Consider the following 15283-nt stretch of genomic DNA (forward strand, 5'->3'; position numbering starts at 1 on the left):
TTTAAATCTGTAATATAAAATCAAAATTTATGAATAGGTCTGTGTTTCTTCATAAACATTTCAAATTATTTCTATTTCTTCTATTAATTGTTTTTGGTTCGTGTGCAAACAGAGAAGTTGTGTTGGTGAGCAAAGACAACTGCCATGTACGTACTTCTTTTGGTAAAACCAAACTGGTGAATGTGCTCGAAGCTGCCGGTTATAAAGTTCTTCTGTCCGATTCGATGTTGCAAAATTCAGAAGTAAGAACCATTATAATTGGCCAAAAGGAAGATGAGTTTTTTAAAACGACAGCTGGAATCGAGGTAAATTTAAAGAGCGAAGGATTTTCAATTCAATCGGAGAATAATACCATAACGGTGTGCGGGGCAGATGCCACGGGAACGCTTTACGCTTGCCAGGAATTGGCTGAAAGAATACAAAAGGAAGGAAAACTTCCGGAGCAGATTTCAATAAACGATCAGCCCGAAATGGTACTTCGAGGTACTTGTATTGGCTTGCAAAAAACTGAATATCTACCTGGGCGCCATGTTTATGAATATCCGTACACCCCTGAGAACTTCCCGTGGTTTTACGACCGTGAACAGTGGATTCAATACCTCGATATGATGGTGGAAAACCGTTATAACTCGCTGTACTTGTGGAACGGGCATCCTTTTGCATCGTTGGTAAAACTCGCTGATTATCCGTATGCCGTTGAAGTGGATGATGAAACCTTTAAACTGAATGAGGAAATGTTTGGTTTTATAACCGAAGAGGCAAATAAGCGCGGTATCTGGGTAATTCAAATGTTTTACAATATCATTGTGTCAAAACCCTTTGCCGAGCACCACGGAATAAAAACACAGGAACGTAGCCGGCCCATAATTCCTTTAATTGCCGATTATACACAGAAATCAGTAGCGGCTTTTATCGAAAAATATCCAAACGTTGGTTTGTTGGTTTGTTTAGGTGAAGCCATGCATACCATTGATGACGATGTGGAGTGGTTTACAAAAACCATAATTCCCGGGGTACAGGACGGATTGGAAAAACTGGGGCGAACCGATGAGCCTCCAATCGTTTTGCGCGGACACGACACCGATGGTGAAAAGGTGATGACAGCTGCTCTACCGATATACAAGAATCTTTACACCATGTCGAAATATAATGGCGAGTCATTAACAACCTACGAACCGCGCGATTCATGGGAATCGATTCCAAGGGCAATGAGCAACCTGGGGTCAATCCATATTTCAAACGTACATATTTTAGCCAACCTCGAGCCTTTCCGTTATGGTTCGCCCGATTTTATTCAGAAAAGTACACAAGCCATGCACGATATACAGGGAGCAAACGGCTTGCACCTGTATCCGCAAACATCATACTGGGATTGGCCGTATACAGCCGATAAAGCCAATCCCAGAATAAATCAGATTGACCGTGACTGGATTTGGTACAAAGCCTGGGGGCGATATGCATGGGATTGCCGTCGCGACAGAAATGAGGAAATTGATTTCTGGTCGGAACAACTGGCCGGATTTTACGGATGTGAAAAAGGTAGCAATGATATTCTGGAAGCTTACGAGCAAACCGGGGAAATTGCTCCAAAACTATTGCGCCGCTTTGGTATTTCGGATGGAAACCGGCAAACACTTTTGTTGGGAATGTTTATGAGCCAGTTGGTAAATCCACACAAATGGCATGTATACAGTAACTTCTATTCATCAAACGGGCCGGAAGGCGAAATTCTGATCGATTATGCCCGCAAAGAATGGAACAACGAAAAACACAGCGGAGAATTACCACCACAAATTATTAAGGAGGCAAAACAACACGGACGCCTTGCTGTTGAGGCAATTGATAGGGCAGCAAAACATGTTACAAACAATGTTGAAGAATTTGAGCGCCTGAAAAACGATGTGTATTGTTACAATGCCTTTGCCAATTTTTTCTACGAAAAAGTAAATGCCGCAATGTGGGTGTTGCGCTACAAATATTCAAACGATGTGACCGACCTGGAAAAAGCGGTTCCCTATCTCGAAAAAAGCCTGGAGTACTGGAAAGAATTGGTAGCATTAACAAACGATACCTATTTGTATGCTAACAGTATGCAAACCCAGCAACGGCGTATACCAATTACCGGCCGCAATGGAACCAATAAAACCTGGACTGAAATGTTGCCACATTACCAAAACGAGCTGGACAATTTTAAACGAAACCTTGAAACCTTAAATTCGGGTGGAGCTGCCGGGGCAGAAATACCGGTGCTTCAACCAGCCAAAGTAAAGGTGTTAAATAAAGGTGTTAAAACATATTCGGTTGTACCGGGACAAAAAGCATACACCGATAACAATGCGGTAATAGAAGAAGCCGCTGAGGAATTAAACTTGCTAAAAGGTGTTCAGTTTAGCGATAAAAAACAACAGGAAGAAGGAACAGTGCTGCAGTTTGAGAACGACAAACCGGTTAAAGTGGTGGTGGGCTATTTTAACACCAACAGTTACACAGCCTTACGTCCGCCAACGCTTGAAACCAATGCTGCCGCTAACAACCGGGGGCAGGCCGACATTAAAATTGCCAATGCTATGCGCTTCAGTGGTTTATACCCGGTAAACATTTATACTTATCATTACGAAGCCGGAAAAAATGAATTAAAACTGGGGAAAGGCCGCGTATTGATTCTTGGTTTTATTGATGGCGAAAACGACATTAAAGTACACGATGCGGGAATCTCTGATAAAAATGATGGAATACCTGTTGACTGGTTATTTTACTAATGAGAAAGAATTTAATCAAACAATATCGGGAAAAAAGCAGGAAGCTGGCCATTTTTTTAGTGGCCGGCTTACTGCTTTTTGGGTGCGAAAAGCAAGATAAAATAAGGCTTGTAAAAAGCCTGAACAGCGACTGGCTTACAGTCGCAAACGATACAAACAAACTGGCTTTTCAGGGCTTTCATGAAAAAGATTTCAATACACAAAACTGGCAGCCAGTAGATGTTCCGCACAACTGGGACGACTATGGTGGCTACCGGCGTTTGCGCCACGGAAACCGCCATGGCTACGCCTGGTATCGCAAAACATTTACAGTTGAAAATGCCAATTCGGCAAAGCGGTATTTTCTGTTTTTCGAAGGAGTGGGCTCGTATGCAACGGTGTGGTTAAATGGCGATTCTATAGGTTACCACGCCGGGGGCAGAACCACTTTTACACTTGATGCAACTCCATACATCAATTTTGAAGGTGAAAATTTATTGGCAGTTCGGGCCGATCATCCTTCTGATATAAGAGATTTACCGTGGGTGTGTGGTGGTTGTAGTCCCGAATGGGGATTTTGCGAAGGCAGCCAGCCCATGGGCATTTTCAGGCCCGTGCATTTAGTGGAAACCGCTCCGGTGCGTGTTCAACCTTTTGGGGTGCACATTTGGAACGACAATACAATTAATACTGCCGAAGCAACCCTAAATCTTACAACTGAACTTAAAAATTATAACAACAACCCGGGAAAAGTAACAGTGAAAAACATACTTCTGGATAAAACTGGTAAAACAATCGCTGTTGCAGAAACGGAAGTTGAACTGGAAGCCGGGCAATCAGATACCATTAAACAGACCTTTGAAAAGATTGAAAATCCACAGCTTTGGTCGCTGGAGGATCCTTACCTATACACCGTTGAATCCTGCATTTTTGCAAATGGGAAATGTGTGGATAAAGTAAGTACGCCCTATGGTATCCGAACGATTAAGTGGGACATTTTTGGTGAAAATCCATCCAACCGGTTTTATTTAAACGATAAGCCTGTTTTTATTAACGGAACTGCCGAGTATGAGCACATGTTTGGACAGGGGCACGCGTTTTTTTACGAACAAATAAAAGCCCGGGTTGAGCAGGTAAAAGCAATGGGCTACAATGCTTTTCGAGATGGGCATCAGCCTCACAACCTGCGCTACCAAAATGCATGGGATAGATCGGGTATACTTTGGTGGCCACAAATGTCGGCGCATATCTGGTTCGATAATCCGGAGTTCAGAAAAAACTTTAAGTCGCTGTTAACCGATTGGGTAAAAGAGCGTCGCAACAGTCCGTCGATAATACTTTGGGGACTTGAAAATGAAAGCACCCTACCTGAAGGTTTTGCAAAAGAGTGTACAGAACTTATTCGTAAGCTCGATCCAACAACATCAACGCAACGCCTGGTAACCACCTGTAACGGTGGCTCCGGTACCGACTGGAATGTGATTCAAAACTGGTCGGGAACTTATGGTGGCGATCCTGAAAATTATGCCAACGAACTTTCGGAGCAATTGTTGAATGGTGAATATGGAGCCTGGAGAAGCATTGATTTGCATACGGAAGGTGAGTTTGATCAGAAAGGGATTTACAGCGAAGATCGTTTTAACTTGCTGATGGAATCAAAAATAAGGCTTGGCGAACAGGCTGCTGATAAAAGTTGCGGACAGTTTCATTGGCTGTTAACTTCGCACGACAATCCCGGGCGTACACAAAGTGGCGAAGGATTGCGCGATATCGACCGCGTGGGACCGGTAAATTACAAAGGCGCGCTAAGCATTTGGGGCGAACCGCTCGATGTGTTTTACCTGTACCGAGCCAATTATGCACCCAAAGAAACCGAACCAATGGTGTACATTGTATCGCATACCTGGCCCGACAGGTGGACAAAGCCCGGAATAAAAAGCGGAATACGACTATTTACGAATTGCGACGAGGTGGAGCTTTTTAATGGCTTAAAAACCAATTCGCTTGGCCGGAAAAAACGAGGACCTGTTGGAACGCATATTGTTTTTAATGAGGTGAACATACAGCAAAATATGCTATACGCCGTTGGCTATGTAAACGGTAAAGAAGTTGCTACCGATGTGGTGCTGGTAAACCATCTGCCTAAGGCCGAAAATATTGAAGACTTGTCAGGAGACATACAGCCCTTAACCAATGATGCGTACAATTACCTTTACCGGGTGAATTGTGGAGGCGGTGATTACACCGATGCCGCGGGAAACGTGTGGATGGCTGACGTTCATCGAACGGATGAAAAATCATGGGGATCAAAATCATGGACGGACGATTATGACGGATTACCCGCATTTTACGGCAGCCAGCGCTCTACCAACGATCCAATTAAAGGAACCAATGAGTGGCCATTGATTCAAACTTTTCGTTATGGCCGCCATAAGCTGAGCTATCATTTTCCTCTGCCGGATGGCAAGTATAAACTCGAGTTGTTTTTTGCCGAACCCTGGTACGGAACGGGAGGTGGAATGAATTGCGACGACTGGCGCGTTTTTGATGTGTCGGTGAATGATCAGGTTGTGATAAATGACCTTGATATTTGGGAAGAAGCCGGACACGATAACTTGTTGAAAAAAACCATTGACGCTGATATAAGCGGAGGAGAACTGAAGATCTCATTCCCGCAGGTAAAAGCCGGGCAGGCTGTAATTTCTGCTATTGCCATTTCTTCTGCCAATCGTGCACTAAAACCGGCTAAAGCTTCCGAACGATTGATTTCCACATTGAATGGCAAGAACGACGAGTGGCAAGCAAAAACGTGGTTAACCACTGGCTGCCGTCAGTTTAATAATAAACAGGCCTGTTTTAGTAGCTTAGCACCCGAGTTGTATGCAACAGAATGGATTCAGGGGCCGGCTGTAATTAAACCATCACAAGCTTTGCCTTCGTTTGTATTATCAGCAAAAGCACAGGTTTTTATTGGCATTGATACATGCATGGCACATCAACCTGGTTGGCTAAAAAACTGGGTGCCGCTGGAAAAATACCTTACCACAACCTTCAACGAATCAAGCACCTATCAGCTCTATAAAAAGCAGTTTGAGAAAGGGGTTGAGGTGCAGCTTGAAAAACTGTCGGAGGCAGAATTTAATATGTATCCTGTTATGGTTGCTCCCGCAACTTTGCTCGACGACCCTATTGATTTGCGTGAAACAACTACCTGGCAGGCCGAAGACGGAAAAGCCCTGGGAGCGGCAAGAATTATCAGCCATCTGGAAAAAGAATGTTTGTACACTCCGGGAAGTAGAGGAACCATGGGGGTGATTTTTCAGGTGGGACTGGCTTCGAAATATGGTTTGCATTTCCGCTACATTAACCTTTCGGGTGATGAATTGAATGCTGATGTGAAAATTATTGCTGCCGATGGGCGTGTGATGTGGGCCGGAGAATGGACTTTCCCAGCAACTCCCGATAAATGGAAAAGCTACCGAACCGATACGCAAACAACGATAAACGCAGGGACGTATACCATTGAGATTACACCAAAAGGCGAAGGCGATTTTTATGTGGATTGGCTAAAAGTACAGTAAGGTAAATTATTGATGACGAATAGAATAGAAAATACAGTTAAGCTACCGGTTGATATTGTTTTGGCACCCGAGTGGTGGTACTATAACGAAAAAATTACCTTCGATGAAGACTTTTTTTACCACCCGCTGCGGAGAGTGGAAGTGGAACAGCAAATGGAAAAAGCGCTTTACGAACGCTGGGGTAAATATGGCCTGGGGGAACACCGAAACGAGCAACGCCCCGAAATTGGAGCAGTGCACCTGGCAGCAGGATTTTTACTGTCGGAAATGCTGGGCTGTCAGGTAAATTACACCGAAGCACATCCGCCACAGGTAGTTGCAGCCAATTGTGCCGACTTAAGCATTGATGGGCAAAAAATATTCTCATCTCCGGCCTTTAAAAAAATGCTTAAACTTTGGGAAGGCCTGAAAAGTAAGCACGGCTACCTGAGTGGCGATATTAACTGGGGAGGTATACTAAATTTAGCAATGGATTTACGTGGCGATTCCATTTTTACAGATATGATGCTGGAGCCCGAAAAAGTAAAAGATTATTTTACACAGATTGCTGCAGTTATTAGCAAGTTTACCGCCTTAATGGAAGAAGAAACCAAAACCACTTCCATATCGGTAAACCGCTTGCTTCGTCAGTTTCAGAAACCGGTATTTTTACATTCAGAGTGCAGTCATACCATGATTTCAGCTGATGATTATGAGTATTTTCTCTTGCCTTTTGATATTGCCTGGAGCAAACAACACCGGCCTTTTGGTATTCATTATTGTGGCCCTGATCCGCATCGAATGGCCGGGCAATTTGCAAAGATTCCTCAGCTCGATTTTCTGGATGTAGGCTGGGGCGGCGATGTGGCCGTTCTCCGGAAATATTTGCCAAATACTTTTCTGAACATCAGGCTTAGCCCTGTGGATATGATTACTCAAAACAACGAAGAAATAAAACGGTCAATTGTTGAACGCGTAAAACAATCAAACAGTAAGACTCTAACCGGAGTCTGTTGCATAAATATTGACGAGAAAATTACAGACGAGAAAATAACTACCCTTTTTGAAACAGTGGAAGAATTGCGAAAAGAAACAGCCTTATGAAAAAATTTAATACAGCATTAGCCGATTCGCAAGCCAGTGCGGTTGTGCCAGTAAAACCTAAAAATTTTGATTTCGACCAGTACGAAAACTATGCCTCTGCTTTAAACCAAAAGTGTGCCGATTTTTGGATGTCTGAAACCGGTGTTTTGGTCTATCGCCGTATGCGTGTGGCCGAATGTTTTTCGTTTGGCTGTCGGAACAAAGAGCTTTCGCTTGAATTGCAGTTGGGGGCGCTGTTACAGAGTATGGAATACAAGGCCGATGTACCTAATTTTTTAGAACCCTGGTATGGTATTGGAACAATTGCGAGTGCTTATGGAAACGAGTATATTTGGAAAGAAGGAAATGCACCTGCCCTTAAAGCACAGTTCAATTCGCTTGATGAAGTGTTGGCATATCAGCCAAAATCGGTAACAAAAACAAGCATTGGCAAACATACCCTCAATATGATTGAGTATTTTATGGACAAAACAAAAGGCCGTCTTCCGGTTTCTTTTACCGATTCACAATCGCCACTGAATATTGTGGCGCACCTGCTTCCGCTCGATCAGTTTTTTATTGAGGTATTGATGAATCCTGAAAAAGTGCAGGAGTTGTTTAATATTCTTGCCGAGCTTTCTGTTGAATTTAATCGAGAGCAGAAAAAATTAATAGGCGATGCACTGGTTTTTCCGGGACATGGTTTTTCATCATCAGTAGCCTGGCAAGGATTGGGACTTAGCGATGACAATGCGATAATGATTGCGCCCGAACAATACACTGAACTGGCTGTACCTTCAGCAAAAAAGATTTGCGATCCATACGGAGGTGTGGTTTTTCATTCGTGTGGCGATTGGTCGAATTGGATTGATGCAGTGCTAAAAATAGACGGATTAAAAATGGCCGATGCAGCTTTTTCGCCTCAAACCGATCCTGGAGCAACTAACAACCTGGAGGCTTTTCATGCTTTTGCAAATACAGGAATTGTGCTAAATGCACGAATCGTTGGAGATTTGGAAACCATTGAAGAACAGGTGAAACGATTGTGGGTGCCCGGTATGAAATTGATAGTTGTTACCTATTGCGAAACGCCCGAAGAGCAGCAAATAGCCTGGCAACGAATAAATGAAATCTGTAGCTAATCAAATAAAAACAAAACCTAAAACGAATGAACAACGCAACAACAAAAATAGGAAATTACCGCTGGCGAATTGTAGTGCTGCTGTTTTTTGCCACTACTATAAATTACATCGACCGCCAGGTGCTCGGTATTCTAGCGCCTGAATTACAGGAGCTTTTTAACTGGTCAGAATCTGATTATGGTTTTATTATTATGGCCTTTCAAATTGCCTACGCCATTGGTTTGCTAACCACCGGCTCCATTCTCGATCGCATTGGAACCAAACGCGGATTTTCAATTGCCATTGTTTTGTGGAGCATTGCAGGAATGGCGCATGCGGCTGCCCGCAGTGTATTTGGTTTTGCCCTATCGCGATTTGCTTTGGGTATTGGCGAATCTGCCAATTTCCCGGCAGCTGTTAAAACGGTAGCCGAATGGTTTCCTAAAAAGGAACGGGCACTGGCTACGGGTATTTTTAACTCGGGGCCAAATGTTGGCGCCATTGTTACCCCCTTGCTAATTCCATTAATTGCGCTGGCATGGGGCTGGCAATGGGCCTTTGTAATTACCGGTGCGCTGGGGTTTGTTTGGCTGCTTTTTTGGATGTATACCTACAAACGCCCTGAAAAAAACGAAAAACTGAGCGATGCTGAACGCGCTTATATTTTGCAGGATGGTGAAGAGCCGGTACAGCAATCTATCCCATGGCGTAAAATAATTGGCCATAAGCAAACGCTGGGTATTTGTTTGGCGCGTTTTGTTACCGACCCAATCTGGTGGTTTTTTCTGTATTGGTTGCCCAAGTTTTTAAACTCGAATTATGGCATCGATCTTACCAATATTGGTTTGCCGCTGGTTACTATTTACGTCATCTCTATCGGTGGATCGATTCTTGGAGGGTGGATTTCTTCGCAACTCATAAACAAAGGAAAGAATCCGGTGGCAGCGCGAAAAGTAACTATTTTGCTAATGGCTGTTTTAGTGGTGCCTATCTACTTTGTTTCAGGTATATCAAACATGTGGCTGGCCGTGCTTTTTATTGCCATGGCTGCTTTTGCACACCAGGGGTATGCCGCCAATATTTTTACCATCGTTTCTGATATTTATCCGAAAAATGCAGTAGGCTCAATGGTTGGATTATCGGGTTTTGCAGGCGCAATTGGCGGAGTGTTGTTTTCGGCAGCAGTAGGGCTGATTCTTGAATTTACAGGCAGTTATCATGTAGTATTCGGAATTGCCAGTTTAGCTTACCTGGTGTGTTGGCTGGTATTGAAACTATTTGTTCCGGATAACCGGGTAATTAGAATTGAACCTTAAAATGAAAAAGATGAAACTACTTTCCGTAATCCTAATATTTGTTGCGGCAGTGTCGTGTACCATCGATAAAAAACTTCCGGAAGTGGTTCCGATCGAAAAAATGCAGGCCATTTACGATGAGGTAAAAACGCCTTATAAATATGGCCTGATTATGGTCCCCGATAGCAATAAGTATAAAATGGATTGCCCTACAATTTTCAGAAAAGACGAAAAATGGGTAATGACATACATTGTTTTCGATGGTAGGGGCTATGAAACCTGGTTGGCGGAAAGTGAAAACCTGTTGAATTGGGAAACGCAGGGAAAAATTATGCAATTTTCCGATACTACCGACTGGGATGCAAATCAAAAAGCAGGCTATCCTTCTTTAATTGATTACAATTGGGGTGAGTCGCCAGTTATCAACCAATTTAACGAAAAATACTGGATGAGTTATTTTGGCGGAAATTCAAGGGGTTACGAAAAAGGTTTGCTGTCGATTAGTATGGCATTTACCAATGAGAACCCTGCCACTATGCATGAATGGCAGCGGGTTGAAAAACCTGTTCTTACATCGAAAGATGCTGATGCCCGCTGGTACGACAACAGCACCATGTACAAAAGTTTTGTAATTGAAGACAAAGAACGTTTAACCGGTCATCAGTTTGTAATGTACTACAATGCACGAGGCGATAGCATTAACCCGGATCGGGGGGCTGAACGGATAAGCATGGCCGTTTCAGACGATATGGTTAACTGGAAACGTTTTGGCAATCAGCCGGTAGTAAATCATCACAAGGGTATTTCAGGCGATGCAGTTATTCAGAAAATTGATGATGTGTATGTGATGTTTTTTTTCAGGGCAAATTGGCCCGATGGTAAAACCGTAGTTTACAATAGTTTTTACGCTTCGTACGATTTGGTGAACTGGACCCAATGGCAGGGGGCGCATTTAATCGAGCCATCGGAACCTTTTGATAATTTATTTGCCCATAAGGCATACGTAATAAAACACGATGGAGTGGTCTATCATTTTTACAATGCCGTTGATAAACTGGGTAACCGTGGAATTGCATTGGCTACCTCAAAAGACCTCGGCAAAAGTACAGTTGAATTTAAATCAAAAAAAGAGTCTGGAATTAAATAGTTGTTAGTCCACTAATTGCACGAAGAAGAACGAAAGTAACTTGAATGAATAAGGAAAACATAAAAAATAATTCTGCTTTGATGCCTCTGAAAAATACCTGTTTTCCCCTAAATTCCTCGAGGTAACAGGTAGGTTTTTCTTTTTGTTCCCTTTTTTTGTGGGGGTAAAAATAAAAAAATAGTATTCCAGTTAATCCGAGTAAAAGTAGAATTAAAAACTAGTGTATTTCGTGAAATTATAGGGAAACAAAAAGTGAAATTCAGATGAAGATGAAAATATATTTAATAGTTGTTTTAAGCCTATTTGTTTTTGCAGCTTGTTCGAAACCCGAAAATGCAAGAGTTACAGCTGATTTTAACGACGGCTGGAAATTTTTGTTAAGTGATGATTCGCTGGCTTTTCAAATGAATTATGATGACTCAGACTGGCGTGAACTTAACCTTCCGCACGACTGGAGCATCGAAGGAGAATTCAGTAACGAGCACCCTGCCGGAAATGCCGGAGGTGCATTACCCGGAGGAATTGGCTGGTACCGCAAATCTTTCAAACTGGAGGACGTAGATAGCGGAAAGCATATTTTCATCGAATTTGATGGCATTTATCAAAACAGCGAAGTTTGGATTAACGGCGAGTTTCTGGGGGAGCGCCCATACGGTTACAGTGCCTTTCAATACGACCTAACTCCATATTTAAAATTTGGTGAAGCCGTCAATGTTATCGCCGTGCGGGTCGATAATTCCTTGCAGCCCAACTCGCGCTGGTACACCGGCTCCGGAATTTATCGCAATGTATGGCTGGTAAAAACCGGGCAAACCCACGTAAAACACTGGGGTACTTTTGTTCAGACCCCTGAGGTTTCGGCAAAAAAAGCTATTGTTGAAATGGAAATTTCGCTTGAAAATGCAAGCGGAGAATTGAGCTCTATTGAAACCATAATTTGCAATAGCCAGGGCGAGGAACTTGCAAAAGCAAAAAATGTTACCGGTGAAAAAATAGTTCAGCGTTTTGAAATTGAAAACCCGGCACTTTGGTCGGTGGAGAAACCCAATATGTACCTGGCCAAAACGGCCGTTTATGTTAAGGGCGAACTTTGCGATAATTACGAAACACCTTTTGGTATAAGACGTTTTTATTTTGATGCAGAAAAAGGTTTTTTCCTGAACGGAGAATCGCTTAAACTGCACGGAGTAAACCACCACCACGATATGGGGGCACTTGGCGCTGCTGTAAATGTTCGTGCCATGGAGCGCCAGCTTGAAATCTATAAAGAAATGGGGGTTAATGCCATTCGGATGGCACATAATCCTCCTGCACGCGAATTGCTTGATTTGTGCGATAAAATGGGTTTCCTGGTGATGGATGAGGCTTTTGACATGTGGGCGAAAAAGAAAAATAAATACGATTACCACCTGCATTGGGACGAATGGCATAAACGCGACCTTGAAGCAATGGTGCTTAGAGATCGTAATCATCCATCGATTTTTGCGTGGTCGGTTGGAAACGAAATTCGCGAACAGTTTGACAGCACCGGAACAGGCATAGCAAAGGAGCTGGTTGCTATTGTAAAATCATTGGACACAACGCGCCCGGTAACCTGCGCCCTCACCGAGCAGGATCCGGCAAAAAACTTTATCTACCAATCAAAAGCACTCGATTTAATCAGTTTTAATTACAAACACAGGGAATACCTTGATTTTCCTAAAAATTATCCGGGCGAAAAAGTGCTGGCCTCCGAAAATATGTCGGCGCTTTCAACCCGCGGACATTACGATATGCCATCAGATGAAGACAGAATCTGGCCTCCGGCATATAATGTTGAATTTGATGGGAATCCTGATTTTACTGTTTCGGCTTATGATCATGTTTACGCCTATTGGGGCTCAACACACGAAGATACCTGGAACGTGATTTCGAATAACGACTTCATTAGTGGCATGTTTATATGGTCGGGTTTCGATTACCTGGGCGAACCGGTACCTTATCCATGGCCGGCGCGCAGTTCGTACTACGGTGTTATCGATTTGGCCGGCTTCCCCAAAGACGCTTATTACCTGTACCAAAGCTTGTGGACCGATGAGCCCATGTTGCATTTGTTTCCGCACTGGAATTGGAATGAAGGACAAGATGTGGATGTTTGGGCGTATTACAACAAGGCTGATGAGGTGGAGCTTTTTGTAAACGGCATCTCGCAGGGAGTTCAGAAAACAACCGAGGGGAAATACCATGCCATGTGGCGGGTAAGTTATAAGCCGGGAAACATTATAGCCGTATCGCGAAAAGAGGGAAAGGTAGTTCTGGAGAAAGAAATAAAGACTGCTGAAAAAGCAGCTAAAATAAAATTGGTGGCTGATAGAAGCATTATAAAAGCCGATGGAAAAGACCTCTCGTTTATAAGCGTAGAGATTACCGATCAAAACGGAATAATGGTTCCGGATGCCAATAATTTGGTAAATTTTGAAGTAAGTGGCGCCGGTTTTATTGCCGGAGTTGACAATGGTTACCAGGCTAGCCACGAAGCTTTTAAAGCCACACACCGAAAAGCTTTTAACGGAAAATGCTTGTTAATTGTGCAGTCAACCCGCCAGAGCGGAACAATTACAATTACGGCAAAATCGGGAGAATTAGAGGAGAAAATACTAACACTTAAAGCCGTTCAATAAGAAGGGCTACAGAAGCTTAAAACCATATGGATAATATTTACGAACAACTAAAAACGCTTGATTTTATTATTGTTGGGGTTTACCTATTGGTGCTGATTGGTATTGGCTACTGGGTAAGTTTTATAAAAGCACGCGATAAAGAAGAAAACCTTTTTTTAGCCGGACACTCTTTAGGATGGAGCAGTATTGGTTTAACCATGTGGGGAACCAATGTTGGCCCGTCGATGCTAATTGCTTCGGCGAGTATTGGCTACACAACCGGAATAGTTGCCGGAAATTTTGGGTGGTATGCATTTGTTTTCATATTTCTGCTTGCAGTTGTTTTTGCCCCGCGATACCTGGGTGCTAATGTACAAACGCTACCTGAGTTTATGGGCAAACGTTTTGGCGATTCAACTCGAACAATTTTAGCATGGTACACGCTGGCTACCATTTTAATATCGTGGCTTGCACTTACGCTCTATGCCGGAGGTATTCTGGTGGGGCAAATTCTAAACCTGCCCTTGTGGAGTTCGGTGTTGATTTTGGTCGTTATTGCCGCATTTTTTACCATTGCCGGTGGTCTTAAAGCCATTGCGTATACCAATGTTTTTCAAATGATTTTGCTGATTGGAGTATCATTAATTTTAACGGTGGTTGGCGTAATAAAGGCCGGTGGACCTTTGGCTATTTACGAGGCTACTCCGGGCGAATACTGGAATTTGTTGTTACCTCGTAATAATGCCAGCTACCCATGGATTGCCATAATTCTTGGTTATCCGGTAATGGGAGTGTGGTTTTGGTGTACCGATCAATCAATGGTTCAATCGGTTTTAGGTGCTAAAAATTTAAAACAAGGTCAGTTGGGGGCAAATTTTACCGGTTGGCTTAAAATCCTCGATGTAGCATTATTTATAATTCCGGGTATTACCTGCTTTGTATTGTTTCCGGGACTTGACAATCCCGATGAAGCCTACATGACTATGGTAACCCGACTTTTGCCTGTAGGTATGGTGGGTATGGTTATGGCCGTGCTTATTGCAGCACTGGTAAGCACCATCGACTCGGCATTAAACTCCTTAAGTACTGTGTTTACCATGGATATTTACATTAAAAAATACAAACCGGAGGCTAGCCAAAAACAAATTGTTGGCATAGGTCGAATGGTAACTTTTTTTGGTGCTGTGGTGGCCATCTTTTTAGCAATTGCTTTTGAGCGTGTAAACAGCTTAAACCTGTTTGATAAGTTTCAGGCAGTTCTTGGGTTTATTGCACCACCTATGTCGGTAGTATTTTTATTTGGTGTTTTATGGAAAAAAACAACTTCAAGGGCCGCAAATTTTACTTTATCTGTAGGAACGATTATTAGTATTGGATTGGGGAGTGCTTATATTTTTGTAAGCCCATCTTTTTTAGAAAGTTTGGAGCCTGATGGTTGGCTAAAAGTCATTCAGCAGTTTATTATTTGGCTTACATCAATTCACTTTTTGTTGCTTTCATTTTACATTTTCGTAATTCTTTCGGTTTGTGCTTTTGCACTGTCATGGTTTGACCCAAAAGCAAACGAACAAAAGCAGGTGGATTATGGCACTTTACCCAAACCGGGTAAAAAAGTATGGCTGCTTTGGGGAGCGCTAATAGTTGTTATGCTTGGTTTGTATATTTTATTTAACGGACATTAATAATCAATCAATAGAACT

Annotated in this window: 8 protein-coding genes; all 8 read left to right on the forward strand. The window is 42.9% G+C overall.

The window, feature by feature from the left end; all coding sequences use genetic code 11:
- Window positions 1–29: 29 nt before the first annotated feature.
- The 8 genes from QZ574_RS06495 (at window position 30) to QZ574_RS06530 (ending at window position 15265) form a co-directional block, all read left to right on the forward strand.
- Window positions 30–2759, forward strand: coding sequence for a hypothetical protein (locus QZ574_RS06495; RefSeq protein ID WP_297088015.1), 2730 nt, complete (start codon window positions 30–32; stop codon window positions 2757–2759).
- The gene (locus tag QZ574_RS06500) at window positions 2759–6319 is read left to right on the forward strand and encodes a malectin domain-containing carbohydrate-binding protein (RefSeq protein ID WP_297088017.1); all 3561 of its coding nucleotides are present in this window, start codon (window positions 2759–2761) and stop codon (window positions 6317–6319) included. Before QZ574_RS06495 ends, QZ574_RS06500 begins: the two co-directional genes overlap by 1 nt.
- A 12-nt stretch (window positions 6320–6331) precedes the next feature.
- Window positions 6332–7402 carry a hypothetical protein gene (locus QZ574_RS06505; protein WP_297088019.1) on the forward strand — a complete coding sequence of 357 codons (1071 nt, stop codon included), beginning with the start codon at window positions 6332–6334 and terminating at the stop codon, window positions 7400–7402.
- On the forward strand, window positions 7399–8523 hold the full coding sequence (locus QZ574_RS06510; RefSeq protein WP_297088021.1) for a uroporphyrinogen decarboxylase family protein: 1125 nt from the start codon (window positions 7399–7401) through the stop codon (window positions 8521–8523). The genes QZ574_RS06505 and QZ574_RS06510 overlap by 4 nt, the downstream gene beginning before the upstream one ends.
- A gap of 26 nt (window positions 8524–8549) precedes the next feature.
- Window positions 8550–9818 carry an MFS transporter gene (locus QZ574_RS06515; RefSeq protein ID WP_297088023.1) on the forward strand — a complete coding sequence of 423 codons (1269 nt, stop codon included), beginning with the start codon at window positions 8550–8552 and terminating at the stop codon, window positions 9816–9818.
- 10 nt (window positions 9819–9828) lie between these two features.
- A complete protein-coding gene (locus QZ574_RS06520) occupies window positions 9829–10944 on the forward strand; it encodes a hypothetical protein (RefSeq protein ID WP_297088025.1) in 1116 nt (371 codons plus the stop codon).
- 263 nt (window positions 10945–11207) lie between these two features.
- Entirely contained in the window at window positions 11208–13604 is a 2397-nt protein-coding gene (gene galB, locus QZ574_RS06525) for a beta-galactosidase GalB (RefSeq protein WP_297088027.1), read from the forward strand.
- A 26-nt stretch (window positions 13605–13630) separates the two neighbouring features.
- Window positions 13631–15265: a sodium:solute symporter gene (locus QZ574_RS06530; protein WP_297088029.1), complete on the forward strand. Its 1635-nt coding sequence runs from the start codon at window positions 13631–13633 to the stop codon at window positions 15263–15265.
- Window positions 15266–15283 lie beyond the last annotated feature (18 nt).

Origin of the sequence: uncultured Draconibacterium sp. (assembly GCF_913063105.1) — a bacterium.
GTDB lineage: Bacteria > Bacteroidota > Bacteroidia > Bacteroidales > Prolixibacteraceae > Draconibacterium.

Coding starts and splice junctions, on each gene's coding strand:
- QZ574_RS06510 (WP_297088021.1), top strand. CDS start 7,399: ATGAAAAAATTTAATACAGCATTAGCCGATTCGCAAGCCAGTGCGGTT.
- QZ574_RS06505 (WP_297088019.1), top strand. CDS start 6,332: ATGACGAATAGAATAGAAAATACAGTTAAGCTACCGGTTGATATTGTT.
- QZ574_RS06515 (WP_297088023.1), top strand. CDS start 8,550: ATGAACAACGCAACAACAAAAATAGGAAATTACCGCTGGCGAATTGTA.
- QZ574_RS06495 (WP_297088015.1), top strand. CDS start 30: ATGAATAGGTCTGTGTTTCTTCATAAACATTTCAAATTATTTCTATTT.
- QZ574_RS06520 (WP_297088025.1), top strand. CDS start 9,829: ATGAAACTACTTTCCGTAATCCTAATATTTGTTGCGGCAGTGTCGTGT.
- QZ574_RS06500 (WP_297088017.1), top strand. CDS start 2,759: ATGAGAAAGAATTTAATCAAACAATATCGGGAAAAAAGCAGGAAGCTG.
- galB (WP_297088027.1), top strand. CDS start 11,208: ATGAAGATGAAAATATATTTAATAGTTGTTTTAAGCCTATTTGTTTTT.
- QZ574_RS06530 (WP_297088029.1), top strand. CDS start 13,631: ATGGATAATATTTACGAACAACTAAAAACGCTTGATTTTATTATTGTT.